Below are 25,219 nucleotides of genomic sequence, written 5' to 3' on the forward strand. Positions count from 1 at the left end.
GACCCGGCAAGTCTACAAGCAGCGTCCAGTTGATGATGACCAGCCCGTTTCACCGACGCGGGAGGCCGGTCAGCCCCGGGCGGACCGGTCCCGCAGGGCGGCCAGGTGCAGCAGGGCCAGCCGGTAACCGTCCAGCCCGAGGCCGCAGATCACCCCGGTCGCCACCGCCGAGACCACCGAGTGGTGCCGGAACTCCTCCCGGGAGTGGATGTTGGAGATGTGCACCTCGACCAGCGGGCCGCGCAGCATCGCGCAGGCGTCCCGGAGCGCGTAGGAATAGTGCGACCAGGCGGCGGGGTTCAGCACCACCCCCGCCTCCTCGTCGGCCGCCTGGTGCAGCCAGCCGATCAACTCCGGCTCGACGTCGGTCTGCCGGACCTCCACGTCCAGCCCCAGCTCCTTGCCGGTGGCCTGGCAGCTCGCCACCAGGTCGGCGTGGCTGGTCGCGCCGTACACCTCGGGCTGTCGGGTGCCGAGCCGGCCCAGGTTGACCCCGTTGAGTACGTAGACCTTCATTCCGCCACCTCGGCGTACGCCTCGAAGAGCAGCTCGTCGTCCGGGCCGTCCAGGATGCCGGTCTCGGCCAGCCCGTCCAGCACCACGAAACGCAGCCGGTTGCCCCGGGTCTTCTTGTCCACCCGCATCGCGGCCAGCAACTCCGGCCAGGCGTCCGCCCGATAGCTCGTCGGCAGTCCGAGCGTGTCCAGCAGGGCCCGGTGCCGGGCCGCGGTCGGCTCGTCCAGCCGGCCGGTCCGCCGGGCCAGCCCGGCGGCGTAGACCAGGCCGACCGAGATCGCGTGCCCGTGCCGCCAGCGGTAGCCCTCCACCTTCTCGATCGCGTGCCCGAGGGTGTGGCCGTAGTTCAGGATCTCCCGCCGGCCCGCCTCGCGCAGGTCACCGGAGACCACGTCGGCCTTCACCCGGATCGCCCGCTCGGTCAGCTCCCGGACCACCGGCCCGGCCGGGTCCGTCGCGGCGGCAGGGTCAGACTCGAGCAGGTCCAGGATGGCCGGATCGGCGATGAAGCCGCACTTCACCACCTCGGCCAGCCCGGCGGTCAGGTCCAGGGCCGGCAGCGAGTCCAGCATCCCCAGCTCGCAGAGCACCCCGACCGGCGGGTGGAAGGCGCCGACCAGGTTCTTGCCGGCAGCCGTGTTGATCCCGGTCTTGCCGCCCACCGCCGCGTCGACCATGCCGAGCAGCGAGGTCGGCACCGGCACCCAGCGGACCCCGCGCAGCCAACACGCGGCGACGAAGCCGGCCAGGTCGGTAACCGCACCGCCGCCGACCCCGACCACCGCGTCGGTACGGGTGAAACCCGCCGCGCCCAGCCGCGCCCAGCAGTCGGCCGCCACCTCGATGTCCTTGCCTGCCTCGGCATCCGGCACCGGGACGGTGAGTGGTTCGATCCCGGCGTCGCGCAGTCGCTCGGCGATTTCGTCGGCGTGCGCCTTCAGCGGCGGGGCGTGCAGCACGGCGGCGCGCTCGGCACCGCCCAGCAACGGCGGCAACGCGGCCAGCAGGCCCCGGCCGACGAGGACGTCGTACGGCCGGTCACCGCCGACCGGAATGCGGGTCAGCTCGTCCATCGGGCTAGAGCCTAGAGGACGGGGCCCGCCGACAGGGGTGGTCGCCGGCCAGCCCGGCCAGAACCTCCTCGCTGGTCACCTCGACCCGGCCGGCAACCCTTCCAGCACCGCGACCAGGGCGGGACCATGCGACTCTCCCGCCGCTCAGCCTTGCCGCGATCCGCTCATCACGCAGGGTGACGTCGGCGCCAGTTGCCGGTATCCGGTCGTGCCGATGACAGGTGCTACACGAGGTCGCACGCCTTGAGCAGCCCGTCGACTGGAGGTTCGACTCGATGTCGAAGACGTGACTTCGGTCAGTGTCCTGGACCGGTCCCCGCCTCTGGCGTGCGTGGCTGGTAGCGGCCGGGTGCGAAGCCCAGGGGGTAGCCCAAGGGGGCACCCGCTCCGACCGGTGTCACAGGTGAGGGGAAGACCGAAAGGGTGAACCTGAATGAACCAGTGGTGATGCCTCGTTACGGCAAACTCCCCAGGACAGATCTATCCGTGGCCCAGGGCGCTGATAACAATTTCCTCGCTCTCGGCCGGGAAGGGCTGCTGGCGGGTCACCATATCAGGGCCCTTCGTGCATGCCAGGAATGGTTTCCCCACAATTTGTGCCGTCCGGGGCCGCGACGGAATAGTGCGTCCATCCTGTGACGCCGGTAGCGAAGTTATTTCCGTAAAGCCACCCTCCTCCTCCAATCTGGAAAACGCAGAAGACCTGGCCTGGATATCCAAGACCGAGGACGGTGCTGTTGAAGTTCGGCTCGCGCCGGATCCTCGCGCCTGACTCGACGAAGTGATACGTTTTCCCGACCGCCAAGGCAGCGGTTGAGCTGCCAGCCGAAGTTGTCTCGGCTGCCGCCACGGCGACGGTGGCGGTCAGGCTGAGGAGGCACGCTGCAGTGATTACCATTCCTCGGCGTAACAGCTTCGAGATTGTTCGCATTGATCCCCTCCCATGGTCGACTGGACTGCCAGCAGTCCCTTCGGCAGCAAGTCGACCACGAGGCGACTTCAAACTGGCGTCACCGGGCCTCGCACGGGCGTTCTAACATCATGAAGCGAGTCGGAGGATGGTGAAGGGCCGTGTCATGTTGCGGCTGGCCCCAGCGGGTGGCTTCGGTGGTGTCGCGGCGTCCGGCCAGGCGTATGGCGTTGATGGCCCAGGTTGCACATGGAGGCCAGGACGTGGGGTCCGTTGTGGGTACGGACTCTGCTGGCGTCTTCGCGGTAGCAGGTGTCTCTGATCCAGTGCAGTGATTCGATGGCAGGGTGGTCCTGGTGCAAGGCGGCGACCTGGGCGGGCGTGGCCTGCTCGGAGTGTGGCTGGCCACGCCGATGTTGGGCGGCGGCGCTCAGGTGCCGACCGGTGGTGTCGGTGACGGAGCGTTCGATCAGCCAAACCGAGTGGCGTCGACGGCGGCGACCGGCTCGGCACGGCGGAGTCGTCAGCCGACCCGGTCGCCGGCCAGCCCGGCCAAGATCTCCTCGGCCACCTGCTGCGGGGTTCGCCCGTCGGTGACGACGGTCCAGGTGGCCACCTCGGTGTAGAGCGGACGCCGCTGGTCGAGCAGGTGTTTCAGGGTGGCCCGGGGGTTGATCGCGAGCAGCGGCCGGCCGGTGCCCAGGCCGACCCGCTTGACCGCGTCCGGCAGCTCGACCGAGAGGTGGATTACCCGGTGCCTGGCCAGGGCGGTCCTGTTCTCCTTGGCGAGGACCGCGCCGCCGCCGAGCGCCAGCACTCCGTCGAAGGAGGCCAGCGCGTCCGCCACCGCAGCCCGTTCCAGGGTCCGGAAGTGTTCCTCGCCGTCGTCGACGAAGATTTCCGGGATCGGCTTGCCGGCCGTCGCCTCGATGTCGCGGTCGGTGTCCCGAAAGTCGACGCCGAGACCCTTGGCGACCAGCAGCCCGGTGCTGGTCTTGCCGGCGCCCATCACGCCGACCAGGACACAGACGGGCGCCATCAGCGGATCACCAGGTTGTCCAGGTAGCCGGCGAGGTTGCGGCGGACCTCGGCAACCGAATCGCCACCGAACTTCTCCAGCGCCGCCTCGGCCAGCACCAGCGCGACCATCGTCTCGGCGACGATAGCGGCGGCCGGTACGGCGCAGACGTCGGAGCGCTGGTTGATCGCGGTCGCCGGCTCGCCCGTCGCCACGTCCACGGTGGAGAGTGCACGGTTCAGCGAGGAGATCGGCTTCATCGCGGCGCGTACCCGCAGCGGCTCGCCGGTGGTGATCCCGCCCTCCAGGCCGCCGGCCCGGTCGGTGACCCGGCGTACCCCGGTGGCGGTCGGGACGATCTCGTCGTGCGCCACCGAGCCCCGGGACCGGGCCTGCTGCCAGGCGTCGCCGATCTCCACACCCTTGATCGCCTGGATCGACATCAGCGCGGCGGCGAGCCGGGCGTCGATCTTGCGGTCCCACTGCACGTGACTGCCCAGCCCCGGCGGCACGCCGTAGGCCAACACCTCGACGATGCCGCCGAGGGTGTCGGCGTCGGCTTTGGCGGCGTCCACCTCGGCGACCATCCGGGCGCTCGCCTCCGGGTCGAGGCAGCGCAGCGGGTCGGCGTCGATCCGCTCGGCGTCCTCGGGGCGGGGCTGGAGGCCCGGCTTGGCGGCGACCGAGCCGAGTTCCACGACGTGCGAGACGATCTCGATGCCGAGCGCCTGCCGGAGCAGGGACCGGGCGACGGTGCCGACCGCGACCCGGGCGGCGGTCTCCCGGGCGCTGGCCCGCTCCAGGATCGGCCGGGCGTCGGTGTGGCCGTACTTCTGCATGCCGGCCAGGTCGGCGTGCCCGGGACGGGGGCGGGTCAGGGGCGCGTTCCGCGACTGCCCGGCCAGCACCTCCGCGTCGACCGGATCGGCCGCCATCACGGTCTGCCACTTCGGCCACTCGGAGTTGCCGACCCGGATCGCCACCGGGCTGCCCAGGGTCCGGCCGTGCCGGAGACCGCCGACGATCTCGACCTCGTCCCGCTCGAACGCCATCCGGGCGCCCCGGCCGTAGCCGAGCCGGCGACGGCCCAACTGGTGGACGATCTCCTCGCTGGTCACCTCGATCCCGGCCGGCAACCCTTCGAGCACCGCCACCAGGGCGGGTCCATGCGACTCTCCCGCCGTCAACCAGCGCAACACGACAGCAACCCTCTCCTCGTGACGACCGGGCCGGCCGCCCGCCGGTCAAGTTTGACACGGGCCCTGCGCGCTCCCGGACCGCCGGCCGTACCGTCCCGCCCTACGGACCGGCAGGTCCCGACGGCTCGGGCGGCTGGTCGGCACGTTCCTGGTCGGCGAGCCGGTGCAGTTGGCCGTCGGCCCGGACCGACCCTGTCGACTCCAACACCCAAGCACGACACGCCGGCCCTGTAGCAGCCACGATCAGGGAGAGGCCGACGCCGAACCCGGCGGCGAGGACCGGCACACCAGGGGCGCTACGCCGACCTGCTCATCGTCGGCATCGAGAAACACCTGGCCAACTACCCGCAGCTCTACAGCCGCGTCGGGTTCGTACACCGCCTCCGGGATGCGCGCCGATCGCGGCATAAGCGGGTGCCGTTCAGGCTCCAGGCTCGGCCTTAGAGCTTGGCGATCCCGTCCGTGTTCGAACGGTATCGGCGCGCCCGTGCGACGGCCGGCCACAGCCTGTGTGGCGCAACAGGCTGGCGGCGCGGGTGTGTGTGAGGTCATGTCGCTACGGCCGGGTTTGACCCTGACCCAGGGGCAACCCTTGAGCATGGCAGCATGACCAATGAAACCAGTGGTGTGGAGGTAGCCGGATCGCGCAAGCCGCGCGGCAATGTGAACTGGCGTCATATGCCGGCGTGACGGTGCGCGCGGTTCGGCACTATCACGCCAGGGGCCTGCTGCCGGAGCCGGAGCGGGACCACTCCGGCTATCGCAGGTACGACGCCACCGCCATGGTCGAGCTGATCAAGATCCGGACCCTCGCCGAGGCGGGGGTTCCGCTCACCCGGGTACGGGAGCTGCTACAGGCCGACGAGGAGGAGTTCGGGGCGGCTGTCGCCGAGATCGACAAGCGGTTACGGGCGGAGATCCGGCAACGGCAGCGGCGCCGGGAGCGGATCGCCCGGCTCACCTCCGGGGAGAACCGGATGGCCGACGAACAGGGCGAGGACTACGTCGACGACACGGAGACGAGCCACCGCTGGTCAAGCTGATGGACGCGCTGGTGTTCGACACCGTGCCGCCGGCCCGTCGGCTGATCGAGTTGCTCGGGCAGCGAGGCTGGACCGGCTGGGCTTTGCCCAGTCATTCACCGCATGTTCGTCCGCCCGGCAGGATCGGCGCGGGTCAGCCACCACGACAATCGTCCCTGTGTGGTGGCTGACCCGCGTCAACGTGTGCTCAGCCCTGGGAGCGAAGCAGGTAGGCGCGGATGATCGTCTGCTCGACCTTGCCGCCGTTGCTATCGGTGGCGGTGGCCCGCAACGACACGTGCCCGTCGCCAGTCGGATGCGTCACCGACGCGAGCCACTTTCCCCCGCCACCGCTGACCGGCGCGGTCTTCCAGGTCGCGCCGTCGTCGTACGACACCTCCACGGTAAGTCCGGTGACCTTGCCACCTACCGAGCCCGGCTGATGGTCCACCCGGATCGGGATCTGGAACGGCTGCCCGGCCGGTGCGGCATAGCCCGCCTCCAGTGCGGGTGCGTACCGCACGGCCATCAAGGGCAGCGCGACCGGCAGGCTGGCGGCGTTGTGCCGGGAGCGGAACGTCCACGCCACCGAGATTTTCGTCGAGACTACATTGTGGCTGGACCGGTCGACGGCCGCCTCGAGCCGGTACGCCGCCTCGTCGGGGGGCACGCTCGCGCTGAGCACGCCATATGCGGAAGGATTCTCGGCGACCATTTCGCCGTTGCGGTACAGGGCCGTGCGCTCACTGTCTGTACAGCCTTTTGGAAGACTTCCGCGTCCCGGGGTCGGATCGACGAGCAGGCCGTCGTAGACGCTGATCGTGTCGTCAGGGCTGCGTCGTATCCCGTTGTATGAGCGCGCCGGCCAGTTGCCGAAGGCCGGACCAAGAACACCGCCGTTCCAGGTTTCCTGGTAGGTCCGCCCTGCCCGGTAGCTCAGGTCGCCTTGCGCCAACGCGGTCTCGGTGCACCTCGACGCGTCCATCTGAGTGAAGACGTGTGTCCAACGCAGGTTGTCGTTGCCGTGATAGTAATGGGTGTATTGTCCCGGCCTACTCATATCCAACGTATTTATGAACCCGGTCCCACCCACCGGCACCGAGCCTGCCGAGCCTGCATGCCCCGCTGGAAAGTGATAGTCGGTCTTGACTGTCGCCAGGTCCGCGGGACGGATGCGCCGGGTCAGGCCGGTCGGTAGCGAGCCGGAGGTGACCCAGCCCAGGTGGTAGGTGTACGGGCTGTCCAGGAAGCTACCGTCAGCCGCCGCCTTGCCCCAGTCTGCGTAGATGTCGGACCGGAAGGTATCGCTGGTGTCCGATGGACCGATCTGCGCGGTGAACAGGTTGTCGAAGCCGCTGCGCTCGTTGAGCCAGTACAACGACGAACTGCTCGCCGGGTAGGGCGCGATGACCCGGTAGCCGATGTTCGCGCCCATGAAGGTGGCGGTCGGCTCCGGAACCGTAGCCGTGACGGGCTGGCCCGTACGGGCGTCGAGCACGATGGTCATGTTCTTGGTCAGTTTCAGTCTCGGCTGGGCCAGGAGGGTGATCGTCTCCGCGTCGGTGCCGGAGTCCGTGAACACCAGGCCACCAACCGTGTAGTCACCAACCGGAAGCCGGGTGGTGTAACCTCCCGGGGTCCATTCGACGACATTGGAATGGTCGGCCCGAGACGTGATCATACTGAAGTGGTCCACGGCGTCCGCCCCGTGGCGGTCCGCCACCTTTACCGTTAACGCGTACCGTTCGACGTCGCGCACCACCGACACCAGCGTGGACACCGGCTGTGCCACGCCTGCCGCGGACGCGGTGATCCGTCCGGTGTAGCGGCCGTCCGGCGCGCTGACCGAGGTGTCCACCGTCGCCTTGACCGCCGCGGTTCCGCCCGCCGGTACGGTGACCCGCTCCGGTGTTACGGCGATCATTTTTTCCGGTGCCGCGGCACCATCTGGTCCGGTCAGCGTCGCGTCCACGTCAAGCGTCACCGCTGCGGTGCCGTCGTTGCGGTAGATAACCGTCCGGACCACCGGCTCGTCGTCATCGTGCGGCCACTCCTGTACCCCCAGGTTGAGGCTGCCGGTGTCCGGTACGACCGGGGCGGCGATCGCGGTGCCCAGGTTGACCTCCCCGGCTCCCTCGGCGGAGATGTCCGCGCCGGACAGGTTCGTCGCGGTGGCCACGAGGGTTGCCTTGAGCTGCGGCTCCTTCCGGCACGCAGGTCATAGGCGACCGGGCTGAGCCCTCGGTCCCCCACGGCGGCGTGCTAGGCGAACGTTCCTCGGCCATTGACGAAGAGAGACCGACGCACTGTATTCGGCAGAAGCGGAAATTGAGTGGCTCGCACCGGAATGGCCGATTCCTACACAACGTCACCGGTCGCTCGCGGCTAATCCCGGCCACCGGGCGCCGCGCCGAGTAGCAAGGACGATTCAGCGTCGTAGGAGTCTGAATGTCACACCGAGCCTGTGGGAAACCGGGCGATCGCGTACGTCCGCCGGTCCCGCCCCGGCATAACGCACATGAGCGCCCCGCTGCCCGGTCGTCCGGATAGCGGGGCGCTGGCCGTGTCTCTGACGGCTACGACCGCAGGGCTATCTCACCGACGAAGGCCCGCCAGGCGGCCGGCCCGAACGTCAGGGTGCCGCCATCCCGGTCCTTGGTGTCCCGGACCAGCACCCGGCCCGGAAGGTTGTCGGCAACCTCGACGCAGTTGCCCTGGTTGGTGCCGCTGCGGCTGCTCTTGTGCCAGTTCGGCTCAGTCATGGTTGTTGACCACCTTCATGATCAGGTCTTGCGACAAGCTTACAGGCAGGGCCAGACCGCGGACGATCTCCCACGATCGCTCCAGTTCGTCCACGTCCGCCCCGTCGGTCACCGAGCGTCCTCGAAGCTGGTCGTCAAGATAGACGGCCCGCCCCCGGGCCGGCAGGGTGGCCAACACGAACGCCCCCTGGAGGCCAGGATGCAGGCCAGCGGCCCGGGGCACAACCAGGATCTGCACCTGCGGCCGGCGGCTCAGCTCGACCAGATGCTCCAACTGCTCCTTCATCACGTCGGCAGGCCCATAGCTGAGCGCCACCTCGCAGATAAGCGCAGACAGCATCGGCGGGTTGGGGCGGTTGATCGTCGCGGCTTGCCGCTCACGCCGCACCTGCGTCGTCCGCTCGATCACATCCTCGGGCAGCCTGCCGCTGGCCAGCAGCGCCCGGGTGTACGCCTCGGTCTGAAGTAGTCCGGGAATCAGGCTGTGTTCGAAGCAGCGCAACATGGTTGCCCGCTGCTCCTGCTCCGTCCAGGGGCGCAGCCAGATGGGCCGGGCGTCATTGCGCGCCTCCGTGGTCGCCCGCTGGATCTGGTCTCCGGTCTTGAAATGCGCGTCAAGGCGTTCGGCGGTGTCCGGCTGAGGAATCATCCGGCCCTGCTCGAACGCCGCGATCGACGCTCCACTCAGGCCGACAGCCGCCCCGACCTGATCCCGAGTTCGCTTCGCCCGCGTTCGCTGTGTCCTGAGGATCTCGCGTAGGTCGTTCACCTAATCCACCCCACTCTCGATCAACTGGTCAATATCCTTCGATACTCTCGCCTGCTCATATTCCGCTCCAGGCGGCAATGAGTCCAGGGTGGAAGGCAGACAAGAACTGAGAGGTGACCCGATGACGCAGGAAAGGCGGCCCCACCGACGAGACTGGCGACGGCTGTGGCGCTACTGCCGCTGTGGCCACCGCTGGATCTGCCCAGACTCGCTGAAACGGATTCCGCTGCCGTTCGGCCCCCCGCTGCGACCGATGACCGAGGCGGAGTATCGGGCCGGCATGGAGGCGTTCTCCCCCAAGGTCACCCGGTCGGAGCGGGTGTAGCCGTGATCGGGCCACAGGAGCGCTGGTACCGGCACATGCGCCGGCTCGCCCAGCGTCGCTACCCGGCCGGTGGACACGTTCCGGCGCCGTCGTACAGCTGCCAGAGCTGCCGGGACCCCTGGCCCTGCGCACCGGCTCGACTGGCCCTGCTTGTCGGCTTCAAAGGCAACCGGGTCGGCCTGATGATGTACCTCGGCGTACACCTCACCCGCGCCATGCAAGCCATGCCCGACACCCACCCCGCGCTGATCGCCGGACAGATCCTCTACTGGGTGCCCCGGCGCCGCCAATGACCTGCCTCGTCACCCGACCGGCCCGCCTCGGTTCGCCGCCTTCCCCTCGGCGCTCCGGGGCGGGTCTCTGCGCGCCCCGGCCCGGACCGGGGTTCAGCGCGCGGCGCGGGCGGCGGCGAGCGCGGAATGCATCTCGGCGACCGGGGCGGGCACCCCGGTGAACTGCTCGAACTGCCCGACCGCCTGGGCCAGCAGCAATTCGAGGCCGGAGACGATCTGGCAGCCGGCCGCCGACGCGGCGGCGGCCAGCGGCGTCGGCCACGGGTCGTAGACGACGTCGAAGAAGACCGTCTCCGGGCGCCAGGACCGGGCCGCCGCCGCGAAGTCGTCGGCGGCGCCCTTCGGCACGGTCGAGATCACCAGATCCGCACCGTCCGCCCCGGTCGGGGCCGCCCACTCGGCGATCTCGAACCGCAGCCCGAGCATGTCGGCCAGCCGGGCCAGTTCCTCGCCTGCGGCGCGGCGGCGCACCCGGCAGGTGACCCGGCGGGCGGCCAGCCGGACGGCGGCGGCGAGCGCGGCCCGGGCCGTGCCGCCGGCACCGAGCAGGACCACCTCGGCGCCGGCCGGCACACCGGCGTCGGTCAGCACGTCGACCATCCCGGGTACGTCGGTGTTGTCGGCGGCCCAGGAGCCGTCCGGCCGACGTACCAGAGTGTTCGCGGCACCGATCGCGGCGGCTACCGGCGAGACCTCGCCGGCCACCGCGAGCGCCGCCTCCTTCAGCGGCATGGTCAGGGAGAGCCCCGCCCACTCCGGGCCGAACGCGGCCACCCGGTCCGCCAGCTCGACCTCGGCACACTCGATCGCGGTGTACGACCAGCCGGTCAACCCGGCCGCCGCGTAGCCGGCGTTGTGGATCACCGGGGAGAGCGAGTGGGCGATCGGCTTGCCCAGCACCGCCGCTCGGCGCCGCACACCCACCTCGCTCGCCGTCACCTCAGAGCACGCCGTTCTCTCGGGCCTTCTGCTCGTTGCGGGCGTGCTCCTCGGCCGTCTCCGCGAACGCCGAGTGGCCCTCCTTGTCGATCGCCACGAAGAACCGCCAGTCGCCCTTCGGCGGGTCCATCGCCCCCTCCAGGGCCTTCTGCCCCGGGTTGTTGATCGGCCCCGGCGGCAGCCCGGCCTTGCCGTGCATCCGGTACGGGTTCTTCGAATCGAAGAGTTCGGCGTTCGTCATGTCCGCGGAGCGCTTGGTCTTCTTGCCGGTCAACTCCCAGTAGTAGTTGATCCCGACGTCGAACTCCAGACAGCCGGTCAGGCCGCCGCCGTTCTTGCAGTAGTGGTCGCCGCTGTAGATCCGGTTGTACGCCACCCGGGCGATCTTGCCCAGGTCGTCGGGGTTACCCGCCTCGGCCTGGGCCAGCGACGCCACGATGAGCGCCTCGTACGGGCTGATCTCGCGCTCCTTCTGCACCCGGTCCACGAAGTCGATGTCCTCGGCGACCGACATGAAGCGCTGCACCATCAACTTGAGGATCGACTCGGCGCTGGCGTTCGGCGGCAGCTCGTAGGTGTCCGGGAAGATGAAGCCCTCGATCGACTTGCGTGCCGTCTGCTTGTCGTCGCGCTTGAACCAGAAGTCGGCGATGCCGAGCCCTTCGAGGTCCTTGGCGGCGGTCTCGAAGTCCTTGACCGGGAGCTTCGTCTCGGCCGCCAGCGCCTTGAAGATCTGCTTGGCGGTGGCGCCCTCCCGGACCAGGAAGCCGTTGACCAGCTTGTTCTTCAGGTCGAGCAGCATGCCCAGCGCCGCGTCGGCGTTCATCTCCTTGCGGACCTTGTAGAGGCCCGGCTGGATGTTCTGGCTCCGGGAGTTCTCCTGGGCCGCCTCGATGAACGCCTTGGTGCTCTTCACCACGCCGGCCGAAACCAGGGTGTCGGCGATCTGCGCGATGCTCTGGCCCTCCTCGACCTGGACCTGCACCTCACCACTGCCGGTCCCGTCGTAGTCCGGGGTGACGAAGTAGCCCTGCACCCGGTCGAAGCCATACCAGCCGGCGCCGCCGAGCACGCCCAGCAGCACGAACGCCATCAGCAGCGCGGCGACCGTCCGGCCGCGTCCGCCACGCTTCTGCTTGCCGTTGCGTTTGCGCTGCGCGCCGCGCCGGTGTCGTCCCTTCTCCGCACGCTCGTCGAACGCGAGCTCCAAGTCGTCGATCATCCTGTCCGCCTCCGCTGCCTGTCCAGCCAGCTCTGCAGAATCTCCACCGCGGCCGCCTGATCGACCACCGCCCGTTGGCGCCGTCCTCGGACGCCCCGCTCGGCTAGCCTACGAGAAGCCACGACGGTCGACATCCTTTCATCCACCAGTTCCACCGGCACCGGTGCGATCGCCGGCCCCAACCGCTGCGCGTACGCCTTCACCTGGGTCGCCGCCGGGCCGTGCCCGCCGGCCAGGGTGACCGGCAGGCCGACCACGACGGTGACCACCTCGTGCAGCCCGACAAGGCGGGCGATCTCCGCGATATCGGTGGGAACCGCCTCGATGCCTGTCTTCAGGTCCCGGGCCAGCGTCACCAGCGGCGTCGCCAGGATGCCGTCCGGGTCGGAGACCGCCAGGCCGACCCGGACCTGACCGACGTCGACGCCGAGCCGTACGCCACGGGGCAGCACGATCATGCCTCGGCGAGGGCCTTCTCGACCGCCGCCAGCAGGCTCGGCGCCTCGCCGGCCGGCAGGCCGCCGCCCTGGGCCAGGTCGGCGTTGCCGCCACCCCGGCCGGAGAGGGCACCCTTGACCAGGGCCGCCGCCGAGACACCCCGGTCCTTCGCCGCGCCGTTCACCGCCACCACCAGGGACGCCTTGCCGTTGGACCGGGCCGCCACCGCGACCACCGCCGGACGCGCCGGGTCGATCTTGCCCCGGATCTCCTGGGCGAGGGTACGCACGTCGTTGCCGCCCGCGCCCTCCGGCGCCTCGGTGCCGACGAAAGCCACCCCACGGACGTCCCGGGCGTTCGCCGCGAGCGTCGCCGCACCGCCGAGCACCAGTTGGGCGCGGAGCTTCTCCAACTCCCGCTCCGCGTCCCGCAACTGCGCCACGGTCTGCTCGACCCGGTCGGCCACCTGCTCGCCCGGCACCCGGTAGAGCTCCGCCAGCCGGGAGACCAGCAGGTGCTCCTTGGCCAGGAACCGGAACGCGTCCAGCCCGACCAGCGCCTCCACCCGGCGCACCCCGGAGCCGATCGAGGACTCGGAGAGGATCTTCACCAGGCCAAGCTGCGCCGACCGGGCCACGTGGGTGCCGCCGCACAGCTCCCGGGCGTAGTCGCCGACCTCGACGACCCGGACCTCGTCGCCGTACTTCTCGCCGAAGAGTGCCATCGCGCCGAGCCGGCGGGCCTCCTCCTGCGAGGTGAGAAAGGCGTGCACCTCCAGGTCGGCCAGCAGCACCTCGTTCACCTGCTGCTCCACGTCGTGCAGCACACTCGGCGCCACCCCGGTCGGGGTGTTGAAGTCGAACCGGAGCCGCCCCGGCGCGTTCAGCGAACCGGCCTGGGTCGCCGCCTCGCCGAGGAAGTTTCGCATCGTCTGGTGCACCAGGTGGGTCGCGGTGTGCGAGCGGGAGATCGCCCGGCGGCGTACCACGTCGATCTCGGCCAGCCCGGCCTCGCCGGTGCGTACCTCGCCGCGGACCACCCGGGCCCGGTGCACGATCAGCCCCGGGATCGGCTGCTGCACGTCGAGCACCTCGACCTGGCCGGCGCCGACCGTGACCAGACCGACGTCCGGCTGCTGGCCACCGCCCTCGGCGTAGAACGGGGTGGCGTCCAGCACCAGCTCGACCGTCTCGCCCTCACCGGCCACCTCGACCGGAGTGCCGCCGGCACCGAGCAGCGCCCGCACCGACGACTCCCGGGACACCTCGGTGTAGCCGGTGAACTGGACCGGCCCGTCGGAGTCCAGCACCGAACGGTACGCCGACAGGTCGACGTGGCCGGTCTTGCGGGCCTGCGCGTCGGCCTTGGCCCGGGACCGCTGGTCGGCCATCAGCCGCCGGAACCCGTCCTGGTCCACCGAGAGCCCCTGCTCGGCGGCGATCTCCAGGGTCAGGTCGATCGGGAAGCCGTACGTGTCGTGCAGTTGGAACGCCTTGTCCCCCGACAGCTTCGCCCCGCCCGCCGAGCGGGTCTCGGCGATCGCGGTGTCCAGGATCGTGGTGCCGGCCCGCAGCGTGGAGAGGAACGCGTCCTCCTCGGCGTACGCGTACGACGAGATCCGGTCGAACTCCTTCGCCACCTCCGGGTAGGACGGGGACATGCAGTCCCGGGCCACCGGCAGCAGCTCGGGCAGCGCCCGCTCCTGCCAGCCGAGCAGCCGCATCGCCCGGATCGCCCGGCGCATGATCCGGCGCAGCACGTAGCCGCGCCCCTCGTTGCCCGGGGTCACCCCGTCACCGATGAGCATCAGCGCGGTCCGGACGTGGTCGGCGACCACCCGCAGCCGTACGTCGTCCGGGTGCGACTCGCTCGCCGCGTGCCCCGACTTCGCGCCGTACCGCCGGCCGGTCAGCTCGGCCGCCCGGTCCAGGATCGGCCGCACCTCGTCGATTTCGTAGAGGTTGTCGACACCCTGGAGGATCGCGGCCATCCGCTCCAGGCCCATCCCGGTGTCGATGTTCTGCGCCGGCAGGTCACCGAGGATCGGGAAGTTCTCCTTGTCGGTCCCCGGTCCCCGCTCGAACTGCATGAAGACGAGGTTCCAGAACTCCAGGTAGCGGTCCTCGTCGACGGCCGGGCCACCCTCGCGGCCGTACGCCGGGCCCCGGTCGTAGTAGATCTCCGAGCAGGGCCCGCACGGCCCCGGGATCCCCATCGACCAGAAGTTGTCCGCCTTGCCGCGCCGGACGATCCGCTCCGCCGGCACCCCGGTCCGGCGCCAGATCGCCTCGGCCTCGTCGTCGTCCAGGTAGACCGTCGGCCAGATCCGCTCCGGATCGAGCCCGAACCCGCCCTCGGCGACCGGCTTGGTGACCAGCTCCCAGGCGAGCGCGATCGCGCCCTCCTTGAAGTAGTCGCCGAACGAGAAGTTTCCGTTCATCTGGAAGAACGTGCCGTGCCGGGAGGTCTTGCCGACCTCGTCGATGTCCGGGGTACGGATGCACTTCTGCACCGACACCGCACGCCGGAACGGCGGCGTCTGCTGCCCGAGGAAGTACGGCACGAACTGCACCATGCCGGCGTTGACGAAGAGCAGGTTCGGGTCGTCGATCGCCGGCAGCGGAGCGGACGGCACCACCGTGTGCCCGTTGGCCTCGAAGTGCGCCAGGTAGCGCCGCTTGACTTCCGCCGTTCTCATCGGGTGCCTTCCTCCGGAAACAACTCGCGGTCGCCGATGCGGGGATCCTCGCGCAACTCCTCGAAGCGGTCGTCGAACGCGACCCCCTCGGCGAACGCCTGGTGGATCTCCTGCTCACGCTCGGCCATGCCGTCCCGCACGTCGTCGGCGAAGTCCCGCAGCGACTGCACCAGGCCACCCGCGGACTGCGCCACCGAGCCGGCGATCCCCTGCGGCGTGTACGCCTGTGCGGTGCGGGTCAGCTTCCGGACGACGAGCGCGCCGACGGCCAGCCCGATGCCCAACCAGAGCAGTCGTCTCATGGCCTCATCCTTCCCTCGTGCCGGGTCGCCGCTGCGCGGGGGGTCAGTGCCCGCCGCGCCGGGCGGCCCGACGTTGCTGCTTCAGGGTGGTACGCACCTCGCGCTCGTCCTCGGCGCGCCGCCGGGCGGAGGCAGCCTTGCGCACGCCGTACCCGAAGGCGGCCACCTTGACCAGCGGGTTCGCCGCGGCGGCCGAGACCACGGTGCTCAGGTTCGCGATGTTGGCGGTGACGTTCTGGGCGTGCCCGGTCATCGTGTCGATCTTGGCGAGCTGGATGTTCACCCCGTCCAGCGAGGTCTGCACCTGCCCCAGCGCGGTGTTCACGTTCTCCACCGTGACGTTCATGTTGCCCAGCAGCGGCGCGGTGCGCTCGTTGATGTCGTTGATCGCCCGGGTCGCCGCGTCCACCGTGTTGCCCAGCCGCCAGATCGGCCTGGCCAGCACCAACACCAGCATCAGGAACGCACCCGCCGCGACCAGCGCGGCGATCTGACCGATCTCTCCAGCGTCCACCCGTCCTCCTCCATGCACCGTCTCGGAAATGCAGCGTCTCGCGGAAATGCAGCGTCTCGGAAATCGCGCGCCAGGCATCTCACCCGGACGTCCGGCACCGCGTCACGACGGTTACCCGGAATGCCCCTCGGAGTACCAACCCGCAACCCTACCGTCGGTGACGAGTGCCGGCCTCACGACGGGGTGGGGGTGGGCGTCAGCCCGCCGAGCGGATCGTCCGTGAAGAGTGGATCCGGATCCACCCCGGTCAGCGACGGGTCGGTGGTCGGCTGCGGACCGATCCGGTCGTCCGCGATCGCGTTGCGGACCTTGATCGAGATCAGCGCACCGTCACACTTCACCCCTCCCGGCCCGGTGGCGGCCGGTGCCGGGGCCGCGCCCGGTGTGCCGACCGGCGCCTCGGGGCAGGCCGGTTGGCGTACCCACATGTCGAGGGTCAGCTCGTCCCGGCGCCAGCAGGTGTAGTGCCCCTCGACCGGCTGCTCCGGGCAGAGCGCCACCTTCCACGGTCGCCATCCCTCGCGGTTCAGGGCGGTCTCGTAGACCTGCGCCGTCTCCTCCCACGACCGGTCCGACTGGACGGTCCGCTCCCGGAACCGGCACTCGATGAAGCACCACCGGCTGCCGCTGACCCCGTCGACCGTGTCGGTGGCGGCCCAGGCCGGCACCGCCAGCGCGTCGAGGGAGTTGAACACCGGATCCCGGGTCGCGGCCCGGACGCCGAAGTACGTCGGCAGCGCGCCGAGCACCAGCAGGCTGGCCAGGAGCAGGGCGACCGTCTTCAACCGCCGTTGCTCGCGGAGCTGGCGGCGCAGCTCGGCCCGGGCGCCACGGGCCGGCTCCGCCGACGGCTCCGCGGACCGGTCGGGCCCGGCATCCGGGCGGGGGGCGGCGGCCGGCGGCACGGCGGCGGCACGGATCGCGGGATCCGGCCGGGACGGACCGTCCGGCCGGCCGGATCCGGCGGGTCGGCCGGTGTCGGGGCGGCCAGCGTTGTCCGGGCGGCCGGAGTCGGGGCGGGCCGTCCGGGGTGGGGTGTCGGGTCGGACGGGCGGATCGGGCCGGACCGCGTCGTCCCGGGGTGGGCCGTCGAGCCGTCCGGGGGTCGGCCGGGCGGTGGCACCGCGGCCGGTCTCGGCCGGGCCGGAGCGGGTCGGCGCAGCGGCACCCTGGTCCCGGGCCGGCGGGGCGGACGCGGGTCCGGGCTGGACCGGCGCGACGGGTCCCCGGGCGGACGCCCGAGCCGGGCCGCCGGGTGTGGTGGCGGCAGGTCGACCGGGAGCGCCGTCGAAGGCGGCAGCACCGGTTCGGCCCGGCGCGCCTTCGAAGGCGGTGCCACCGCTCCGCCCCGCCGGTCCACCGTCGAAGGCGGCAGCACCGGTTCGGCCAGGGGCACCCTCGAAGGCGGCACCACCACTTCGCCCTGCCGGTCCACCGTCGGCCGGGGCAGCCGCGCGACCGCTGGTCGGGCGGGCGGCCGGGACGTCACCCCGACCGGGACCCGGCGGGCCGGGACGGTCAGCCGGCTCGACGGCGTACCTGCCGCCCGGGGCACCGCGCCGATCCAATGGTTCCACGGGTCGGCCGAGTCCGGCCGTCGCCCGGGGCTCGTCACCTGGTTCGCCGTGCCGGGGGATGCCACCGCGCGGCGGCGTACCGCGGGAGCCACCCGGTCCCGGCAGGGCTCCGGACGGGCCCCCGCTGACCGGACGGTCGCCGCGCGGGCCCCCGGCCGGTGGCGCGACCGCGCCGTGCCGACCCGGTACCACCGGCGGCGCACCGTGCCGTCCACCGCCCGCACCGTCGGTGCCGTACGGCGGACCGGAGACACCAGCGCCGCCGGGACGTACCCGGGGCACCCGCCCCTCGTCCCGGGGCTCCTCGGTCGGCAGCGCGCCGTGCCGGCCCGGACCCGGTCGTCCGACGTCGAGGTCGTCCAACCCGGACGGTGTGCGAGCGGCTGCCCGGCCCGGTCCGGTGGACAGGTCCGGTCCGGATGCCGATCCGTGGCCGCCGGCCGACCGGCCGACCGGCTCGGGGCCGCCGGCCGGGCCGGACGGCGGGTAACCGGGCGCACCGGCTCCGGATGCCGGGGCGGGTGGCCCGTACCCGGCGGCCGGGGTGACCGGACGGACACCTCCCCGGGCCGCCTTGCGGATCCAGTCCCCGGGTCGCTCCGGATGGCCGGGCGGACGGGTCTCCGGCCCGCCGGCCGCGTGGGCGCCGGCCGGGCCGGGCGCCGCTCCCGCGCCGGGCGGACCGCTGACCGCGGCGTGCGCGCCGCCGGCCGGGTGCACCCCGCCGGTGCCGGCGGCACGCCCGCCCGGACCCGAGGCGTGCGTACCGCCGGAAGCGGCGGACGTGTCCCTGCCCGCCGAGTGCGTGCCGCCGGAGGCGTGCACTCCGGCGCCCGGTGCGTAGCCGGCGGCGGACGGCGTACCGGCGGCATGGGCGCCGGAGGGCGGCGGGACGGCATCGGGACGCCGGGCGCCGAGCACCGGACCGCCGCGTCCCGGGCCGTCCGGGTCACGCTCGGCGGCACCCGGTCGGCCCGGAGCGGCCGGCAACGGCGGGGCGTTGCCGGAGGCCGGTACGACGAAGTCGCCGGTGGCCGGAACAGCCGGTGCGCCGAACCGGTCGCCGGGACCGGCCGGGCTGCCGGGACCGGGGAGGTCACCGGCGGCGTGGCCGGCCGGGCGGCCGTGCCGGCCCTCGCCGATCTCCCCGGGTGCGGCCGAGCGGCGTGCGGTCGACTCGTCGCCCCGGCCCTCCGCCGCCCGCCGGACCGGACCCGGTTCGAGTGACGCGGCGCCGTGCCGTGGCTGGTGCCCGGCGGACGACACCGGCTCACCCGGCCACGGTGTGCTGCCCGGCCGGATCGCCGGCTCGTCCCGGTCACCGGCCGGGCGGCGCTCCGGCGCCGGCCCGGACCAGGCCGTCGGGGAGACCGGCTCGGCCGCACGGCCGGGGCGACCGAGCGGTGGCGCGGGCACGACCGGCGGGGCCGAGGTCCTCGGCTCGGGGCGTGGCGGCTGCGCACCGGCACCCCGGGCGGGCGCTGGGGCGGCGTCGTCCGGCTCCGGGGCCCGCCGGGCCGGGCCGGGTGTCGGCTCGTCGTCGTGCCGCCGGCCCGGCCCGACCGGCGGATCGGCCGGCGGTGCCCCGGCAGGCCGCATCGACCCGGTCGTCTCCGGGCCGGCCTCGGGCAGCCGCTCGTAGGCGGCGGGCAGCCGGGGCGGCGGATCGGTCGGGCTGGAGCCGTCGGCCGGACCGATGTCGACCTTCTGCTCCTTGGCGGTACGCAGGTCGGAGATCCAGCCGAGTTCCTCGCCACTGACCTCCGGCTCCACGGGTGGCGCCTCGGGCGACCTGCCCCGGCCCCACCGGCGTGCCTTGCCCTGTGGTTCCCGCCGCTCGTCGTGGCCGTCGTCGCCCCGGTCCGAACCGCGCGATCTCACTGGTGTTCCTCCCCCTCGACTGTCCCGCCACCGTCCGCCGCCGGCCTGCCGTTGCCGGCAGTTTCCGATGGTGGTGGTGCGGGCTCTCCCCGGACGATCCGGCGCAGCAGCGGCAGCCGGGTGCCGACGGCGCGCTCGGCACCGTGCCCGCTCGGCTGGTAGTAGTCCACCCCGACAAGGTCGTCCGGGACGTACTGCTGGGTGACCACCCCCCGGTGGTCGTCGTGCGGATAGCGGTAACCGGTGCCGTGTCCCAGTCCACGTGCCCCGGGATAGTGTGCGTCGCGCAGAGCCCGGGGCACCGCACCGCCGCGCCCCGCCCGCACGTCCCCGATCGCCGCCCCGATCGCCGTGGTCGACGAGTTGGACTTCGGCGCGGTGGCCATGTGGATCACGGCCTGGGCGAGGTTGAGCTGCGCCTCGGGCAGGCCGACGTACTCGACGGCGTGTGCGGCGGCGGTGGCCACGCCCAGCGCACCCGGGTCGGCCATCCCGACGTCCTCACTCGCGAAGATCACGATCCGCCGGGCGATGAACCGGGCGTCCTCGCCGGCCACCAGCATCCGGGCCAGCCAGTGCAGCGCGGCGTCCACGTCGGAGCCCCGCATGCTCTTGATGAACGCGCTCACCACGTCGTAGTGCGCGTCGCCGTCGCGGTCGTAGCGCACCGCCGCCACGTCGACGGCCTGCTCGGCGGTGGCCAGGTCGATGACGCTCCCGCCCAGCGCGGTCGCCGAACCGGCCGCCGCCTCCAGCGCGGTGAGCGCCTTGCGTACGTCCCCGGCGGCGAGCCGGACCAGGTGCTCCTCGGCGTCGGGTGCGAGAGTGAGCGCACCGGCCAGGCCACGTTCGTCGGCGACGGCCCGGCGGAGCAGCCCGCGTACCGCGTCGTCGTCCAGCGGTTGCAGGGTGAGCAGTACGCACCGGGACAGCAGTGGCGAGATGACCGAGAAGTACGGGTTCTCGGTGGTCGCCGCCAGCAGCGTGACGGTGCGGTCCTCGACCGCGGCCAGCAGCGAGTCCTGTTGGGTCTTGCTGAACCTGTGCACCTCGTCGATGAAGAGCACTGTCGGGCGTCCCCCGGCCCGCCGCTCCCGGCGGGCGGTGTCGATCACCGCGCGGACGTCCTTGACCCCGGCGGAAAGTGCCGACATCGCCACGAAGCGCCGCTCGGTCGCCCCGGCCACCAGGTGCGCGATGGTGGTCTTGCCGCTGCCCGGCGGCCCCCACAGGATCACCGACATCGGTGACGCCCCGGTGACCAGCTGTCGCAGCGGTGCACCGGGGGCGAGCAGGTGGTCCTGTCCGACGAGTTCGTCCAGGCTGGCCGGACGCATCCGGACCGGCAACGGCGAATCGGCGCCGGGTGCGGTGAAGCCGTCGGCGGCGGTCCCGGCCGGCGCGGTACGTCCGCCAGCGGGATCGACGAGAGAGAACAGGCCGTCGGACTCCATCGGGAAGACACTACCGGCCCGGTTTCCGGTGCCGGAAATGCACCGATAACCGGACCGGTCGCGATCCCGGCCGACCTCAGCCCCGGCCGGGCCGGCGTCCCCGGTACCACCGGCCGCCACCGCCGCCGGCACCCGGGCCACGGCCCACCCCGGCGAGGTAGAGCGCCAGGCAGAGCAGGCCGATCAACATCAGGGTGGAGGTGCTGAACAGGTCGGGCGCACCCAGGTCCTCGTCGAACAGGTCCAAGAGCAGCGCGAAGCCGAAGACACCGGCGGCAATATAGGCAAGCATGAGTTCCTCCCGGCGGGGGTCCCAGTAGGTCGGCCAGGATGTACCCGGGCGCCTCGCCCGCCAATCCACCCGCCCGGCGCAGGGTCGTCCGGGCCCCGTCAGATCCGGTCAGACCCGGTCGTAGCAGGCCCGCCGGTGTGATCCGACGAGACCGGGACGGGGACCGGATCCGAAGCCGAGACCGGATCCGGGTCCGGGAGGGCGGCGGACGCCGGGGTGGGCCGGCCGGCCAGCCAGGCGGGCAGGTAGAGCGGTGCGGCGACGGCCAGCACCACCCCGCCGACGACCATCGCGGTACTCACCGAGGTGGCGGCGGCCAGCGAGGTGAGCAGTACGCCGCCGAGCGCGCCGGACGGCTGGGCCACCATCGAGTTCAGCGAGAGCACGCTGTTCCGGTACGGGCCGTCGACCTGCCGGTGCAGCAGTCCGGCGTGCAGCGGGTTGGACGCGCCGTGCACGGCGTAACAGAGCAGGTAGGCCGCGATGATCCCGACCGGCCCGGCGAGCAGTCCCATCCCGACGACAGTGGCACCCTGGAGGATCCGGAGCAGCCCGGCGCAGAGCGGCACGCCCAGCCACCGGCTGGCGTACGCGATCACCGCCGCGCCGCCGGCCGAGGCCAGCCAGGCCGCCGAGGCGGTCGGTCCGAGCAGTGCCGCCGCCCGGTCCGGGTCGCCCAGCACCTCGGCGAGCCGGACCGGCAGCAGTGCCTCGAAGGTGGCCATCCCGAAGCCCCAGAACAGCTCGACGGAGATCAGCGCGAGCACGATCCGGGAGCGGCGGGCCAGCTTCAGCGCGCCGCCGACCGCGGCCGGCGCGGCCCGCAGCGAACCGCGCAGCGCGGCCGTCCCGGCGGCCGGGCGCACCTCGACCAGCAACAGGAGCAGGGCGGTCAGGGCGACGACTTCCAGGGCGATGGCGACCAGCAGCGGCAGGGTGAGCGCGCTGATCCCGCCGACCGGGCCGAGCGCGACGAGGCCGCCGCTGAGCAGTGCGCCGGCCCCGATGGCGATGCCGAGGACGACCCCGCCGGCGCTGAGTCCGCGCTCGATCGGGGCGTCCGGGTCGGCCGCCAGGGCGGCGTCGACGTACCAGGACTCGAGGGGGCCGCTGTCCAGGGCCCGGAAGATCCCCTGTAGCACGAAGGCGAGCAGGAAGAGCCCGAAGGAGTCGGCGGCCAGGAAGAGCAACAGCGATCCGAGGTTGACCAGCACGGCCCCGACCAGCACCGGCTTGCGGCCCAGCGCGTCGGCGAGCCCGCCGGTCGGCAGCTCCAGCGCGAGCACCACCACGCCCTGCGCCGCGGCGACGAGGCCGACCTGCGGCAGGCTGAGCCCGCGTTCCAGCAACAGCAGGATGAGTACCGGGATGAGCAGCCCGCTGGGCAGCCAGCGGAGCGCGTGCAGGACCAGGTAACGCCGGCGTACCTGCCGGACGGTCAGGGTGCTCACGACGGCTCCCCCGGCCCGGTGCCGCCGCCGGCCAGCGGGACCGGGCCGCGCACCGGAAAGCTCTGTAGATAGAGCAGTACGTGTTCGGCGCCGTCCGCCGGCTGCGCCGCCGGCACCCGGTCGATCGGCGGTACGGCCGCCCGGTAGCGCCCGACCACCTCCCACAGCTCGTCGTTGAGCTGCCGCAACTGTGCCGGGGTGAGCCGGAGCAGCACGTCGGAGAAGGTCGTGGCCTGCTGCCACTCGGCCGGATAGCTGTGCCGGTCGTCGAGCCAGCGCTCGGCCAGGCTCGTGTGCAGGCGCACCGCGTTGCGGGTCAGCCAGTCGGCCGCCGCCCGGGCGTCGGGATCGTCGGCGAAGTCGGCGTCGCTCCAGCTGCTGAACTGGTGCGCCGCCCGCCAGAAGCGCTGCCGTCCACTTCCCCGGTCCGGCTCCTCCAGCACGAGCCCGGCGTCGGCGAGCTGCCGCAGGTGGTAGCTGGTGGCCCCGGTGTTGGTGCCGAGCGTCTCGGCCAGCCCGGTCGCGGTGGCCGGGCCGTCGGAACGGAGCGCGACGAGCAGCCGGGACCGGAGTGGGTGGGCCAGGATCCGGATCTGCGCGCTGTCCAGCACCACCACCGAGGGCGCGGGGGCGTCACCTGCCGACCGTTGTGGTGCGGTCGGGTCGCCGCCCGTCGTCTCAGCTGCCATGCATGCACAGTAACTATGCACAGATCCTATGCACAATAGTTGTGCACAAGATCTGGGCGTTGTTTGCGCAGTACTATCCGACGACAAAACAGGCGTACCGGCCGGATCCCTCGATCCGGCCGGTACGCCTTCGGCTGGCGCCGTCCCTGCGGTATGACTCCCGGTCAGCCGCCCGGGAACGTGTTCGGGTCGACCTCGCTGGTCCGCGCGTTGCCACCCGCGACCGGGGTCAGCGTGATCGTCCAGATCGTGTACTGGCTGGAGGTCGTGGTGAACTTGAAGGTGTCCTCGAACCGCTGGAAGTTGCAGTTCCGGCTGAACGCCTTGGCCCGGGCGTCCCAGTCCTTGCCACCGGTCATGTAGATCCGGTAGGTGCCGTCCTTGATCGAGGAGACGGTGTGCTTGCCCTTGCCCCGGACGTAGACGCTTACCGTCGGGGCCTTGGCGCTGCCGAGTACCAGGTTGATGACGGCGTCGCTGCTGCCGCCGTTTTCGATCTTGAGTTGCCCCTGACCACTGCGTACCCGCTTGAGGTAGGAGCCGTTGCCGAGCCGCCGGTTGCCGTCCGCCGTCTTCTTCGGCACGAACGCGCCGACCTGGTACGGCTGCGCCGGGTCGGCCGCCGCCAGCGCCTGCCCGGCGGTGCGTACGTCCTCGGCGGCCGGGTCCCGACTGACCCGGGCCAGCGCCGACGAGCCGAGGCAGACTTCCCCGGCTCCGGCGGCCGAGCCCGTCTCGGTGATCGAGTCGACCATGCCCTCCAGCCCGCGCAGCAGGTCGGCGTGTGCCGTCGCGGCGTTCTCCGGCGGCACCACGCCGGAGAGCGCGGTGATCTGCTGGTCGAGGGTCCGGCCGATGGTCCCGGCTGCGGCGCTCACCGCCTTGGGGTTCTTGGCCGCGCCGAGCTGGGTGAAGCCGGGGGCGATCGCCTTGTCCACCTCGGCCAGCAGCGCCTGGTATTCCTGCGCGGTGACCGGCGCGGCACTCGGCGAGGGCTCCGCACCCTGACCGGAGGTGTTCCGGTTCGCGGGCGGGTCGTCCGAGCCCCGGCTGGCGGCCCAGATGGCCAGCGGCACCGCCAGGGCCACCAGCAGGACGACGGCGACGGCGCCGCCGACGATGGCGATGATCTTGCCGCGCCCCGACTTGGCCGGTGGCGGCGGCGGGAACGCGCCGAACTGCGGCGGCGCACCGAACGGCGGTCCACCCGGGCCGCCCGGGCCGCCCCCGAAGGGAGCCCCCGGCGGACCCGACACCGGCGGCGGAGCGCCGAACGGGGTGGTCGGCGGACCCGACACCGGCGGGGTGCCGAACGGCGCGGTCGGCGGCCCCGACACCGGCGGGCCCGCCCCGAACTGCGTAGTCGGCGGAGCCGAGACGGGCGGCGGAGCCCCGAACGGAGTGGTCGGCGGGGCGGAGACCGGCGGCGGAGCCCCGAACGGAGTGGTCGGCGGTCCCGCCCCGAACGGGGAATTCGGCGGAGCGGAAACGGGCGGCGGAGCGCCGAACGACGTGGTCGGCGGGGCGGAGACGGGCGGCGGAGCCCCGAACGGGGTGGTCGGCGGGGCTGAGGTCACCGGCGGGACCGGGCCGGGCGTACCGAACGGTGCGACTCCGAAGCTCGCGGGGACCGCGCCGCCTCCGCCCGGCACGATCCGGATCTGGACGTACGCGTCCCGGGGTGGGCCGCCGGGGACGGTGGCCGGACCGATGCCGGGCAGCCGCAGCACGGTGCCGTCGCCAAGCCCGGCCGGGATCCGCAGTGGGGTGCTCTGGCCCGACCAGGGCAGGACGACGGTCTTGACGACCTCGGATCCCGCCTCGCTCGGGTCCAAGTCGATGAACAGATCAGGGTTGGGCGCCATGGACCGAGTA

The 25,219-nt window shown here is 72.2% G+C and carries 21 protein-coding genes and 1 pseudogene; 3 read left to right on the top strand and 19 right to left on the bottom strand.

What is annotated here, in order from left to right; all coding sequences use genetic code 11:
• Positions 1-69: 69 nt before the first annotated feature.
• The 4 genes from aroQ to aroC form a co-directional block, all read right to left on the bottom strand.
• Positions 70-516 (bottom strand): type II 3-dehydroquinate dehydratase, encoded by a 447-nt coding sequence (gene aroQ, locus O7626_RS20285; protein WP_278062732.1) that lies wholly within the window; start codon positions 514-516, stop codon positions 70-72.
• Positions 513-1,589, bottom strand: coding sequence for a 3-dehydroquinate synthase (aroB, locus tag O7626_RS20290; RefSeq protein WP_278062733.1), 1,077 nt, complete (start codon positions 1,587-1,589; stop codon positions 513-515). The genes aroQ and aroB overlap by 4 nt, the downstream gene beginning before the upstream one ends.
• A gap of 1,433 nt (positions 1,590-3,022) precedes the next feature.
• Positions 3,023-3,538 carry a shikimate kinase gene (locus O7626_RS20295; RefSeq protein WP_278062734.1) on the bottom strand — a complete coding sequence of 172 codons (516 nt, stop codon included), beginning with the start codon at positions 3,536-3,538 and terminating at the stop codon, positions 3,023-3,025.
• On the bottom strand, positions 3,538-4,716 hold the full coding sequence (aroC, locus tag O7626_RS20300; RefSeq protein ID WP_278062735.1) for a chorismate synthase: 1,179 nt from the start codon (positions 4,714-4,716) through the stop codon (positions 3,538-3,540). The genes O7626_RS20295 and aroC overlap by 1 nt, the downstream gene beginning before the upstream one ends.
• A 641-nt stretch (positions 4,717-5,357) precedes the next feature.
• Between aroC and O7626_RS20305 the strand changes: the two are divergent.
• Positions 5,358-5,726 (top strand): annotated as a pseudogene (locus O7626_RS20305) (MerR family transcriptional regulator); the annotation flags it as partial.
• Positions 5,727-5,946: 220 nt separating this feature from the next.
• Here O7626_RS20305 and O7626_RS20310 read toward each other — a convergent pair.
• The 3 genes from O7626_RS20310 to O7626_RS20320 form a co-directional block, all read right to left on the bottom strand.
• Complete coding sequence (locus tag O7626_RS20310) at positions 5,947-7,917, bottom strand: hypothetical protein (protein WP_278062736.1); 1,971 nt, start codon at positions 7,915-7,917, stop codon at positions 5,947-5,949.
• A gap of 397 nt (positions 7,918-8,314) precedes the next feature.
• Positions 8,315-8,500, bottom strand: a complete 186-nt coding sequence (locus O7626_RS20315) for a DUF397 domain-containing protein (RefSeq protein WP_278062737.1) — start codon at positions 8,498-8,500, stop codon at positions 8,315-8,317.
• The gene (locus O7626_RS20320; protein ID WP_278062738.1) at positions 8,493-9,269 is read right to left on the bottom strand and encodes a helix-turn-helix transcriptional regulator; all 777 of its coding nucleotides are present in this window, start codon (positions 9,267-9,269) and stop codon (positions 8,493-8,495) included. The genes O7626_RS20315 and O7626_RS20320 overlap by 8 nt, the downstream gene beginning before the upstream one ends.
• A 121-nt stretch (positions 9,270-9,390) precedes the next feature.
• Here O7626_RS20320 and O7626_RS20325 point away from each other — a divergent pair, with 121 nt between their 5' ends.
• Together O7626_RS20325 and O7626_RS20330 are read left to right on the top strand one after the other, a co-directional pair.
• Entirely contained in the window at positions 9,391-9,594 is a 204-nt protein-coding gene (locus O7626_RS20325; protein WP_278062739.1) for a hypothetical protein, read from the top strand.
• A gap of 2 nt (positions 9,595-9,596) precedes the next feature.
• Positions 9,597-9,887, top strand: coding sequence for a hypothetical protein (locus O7626_RS20330; protein WP_278062740.1), 291 nt, complete (start codon positions 9,597-9,599; stop codon positions 9,885-9,887).
• A 93-nt stretch (positions 9,888-9,980) separates the two neighbouring features.
• On the opposite strand, the gene O7626_RS20335 is transcribed toward O7626_RS20330, so the two are convergent.
• The 12 genes from O7626_RS20335 to O7626_RS20390 all read right to left on the bottom strand — a co-directional run bounded on the left by O7626_RS20335 (position 9,981) and on the right by O7626_RS20390 (position 25,209).
• A complete protein-coding gene (locus O7626_RS20335; RefSeq protein ID WP_278062741.1) occupies positions 9,981-10,826 on the bottom strand; it encodes a shikimate dehydrogenase in 846 nt (281 codons plus the stop codon).
• 1 nt (position 10,827) lies between these two features.
• Positions 10,828-12,048: an endolytic transglycosylase MltG gene (gene mltG / locus O7626_RS20340; RefSeq protein WP_278062742.1), complete on the bottom strand. Its 1,221-nt coding sequence runs from the start codon at positions 12,046-12,048 to the stop codon at positions 10,828-10,830.
• Positions 12,045-12,506 carry a Holliday junction resolvase RuvX gene (ruvX, locus tag O7626_RS20345; protein ID WP_278062743.1) on the bottom strand — a complete coding sequence of 154 codons (462 nt, stop codon included), beginning with the start codon at positions 12,504-12,506 and terminating at the stop codon, positions 12,045-12,047. Before ruvX ends, mltG begins: the two co-directional genes overlap by 4 nt.
• Positions 12,503-15,184 (bottom strand): alanine--tRNA ligase, encoded by a 2,682-nt coding sequence (alaS, locus tag O7626_RS20350; protein ID WP_278062744.1) that lies wholly within the window; start codon positions 15,182-15,184, stop codon positions 12,503-12,505. Before alaS ends, ruvX begins: the two co-directional genes overlap by 4 nt.
• A complete protein-coding gene (locus O7626_RS20355) occupies positions 15,181-15,486 on the bottom strand; it encodes a hypothetical protein (protein WP_278062745.1) in 306 nt (101 codons plus the stop codon). Before O7626_RS20355 ends, alaS begins: the two co-directional genes overlap by 4 nt.
• A 43-nt stretch (positions 15,487-15,529) precedes the next feature.
• Positions 15,530-16,000, bottom strand: coding sequence for a DUF948 domain-containing protein (locus O7626_RS20360; protein ID WP_278062746.1), 471 nt, complete (start codon positions 15,998-16,000; stop codon positions 15,530-15,532).
• A gap of 173 nt (positions 16,001-16,173) precedes the next feature.
• On the bottom strand, positions 16,174-16,815 hold the full coding sequence (locus O7626_RS20365; protein WP_278066224.1) for a hypothetical protein: 642 nt from the start codon (positions 16,813-16,815) through the stop codon (positions 16,174-16,176).
• A 2,639-nt stretch (positions 16,816-19,454) separates the two neighbouring features.
• Positions 19,455-20,912: a replication-associated recombination protein A gene (locus tag O7626_RS20370; protein WP_347404803.1), complete on the bottom strand. Its 1,458-nt coding sequence runs from the start codon at positions 20,910-20,912 to the stop codon at positions 19,455-19,457.
• Between the two features lie 76 nt (positions 20,913-20,988).
• Entirely contained in the window at positions 20,989-21,204 is a 216-nt protein-coding gene (locus tag O7626_RS20375; RefSeq protein ID WP_278062747.1) for a hypothetical protein, read from the bottom strand.
• Positions 21,205-21,302: 98 nt separating this feature from the next.
• Positions 21,303-22,655, bottom strand: coding sequence for an MFS transporter (locus tag O7626_RS20380; protein ID WP_278062748.1), 1,353 nt, complete (start codon positions 22,653-22,655; stop codon positions 21,303-21,305).
• Positions 22,652-23,272 carry a helix-turn-helix domain-containing protein gene (locus O7626_RS20385; RefSeq protein WP_278066225.1) on the bottom strand — a complete coding sequence of 207 codons (621 nt, stop codon included), beginning with the start codon at positions 23,270-23,272 and terminating at the stop codon, positions 22,652-22,654. The genes O7626_RS20380 and O7626_RS20385 overlap by 4 nt, the downstream gene beginning before the upstream one ends.
• Before the next feature lie 236 nt (positions 23,273-23,508).
• Complete coding sequence (locus O7626_RS20390) at positions 23,509-25,209, bottom strand: hypothetical protein (RefSeq protein WP_278062749.1); 1,701 nt, start codon at positions 25,207-25,209, stop codon at positions 23,509-23,511.
• Between the last annotated feature and the right edge of the window lie 10 nt (positions 25,210-25,219).

Origin of the sequence: Micromonospora sp. WMMD1102, from assembly GCF_029626265.1 — a bacterium.
GTDB lineage: Bacteria > Actinomycetota > Actinomycetes > Mycobacteriales > Micromonosporaceae > Plantactinospora.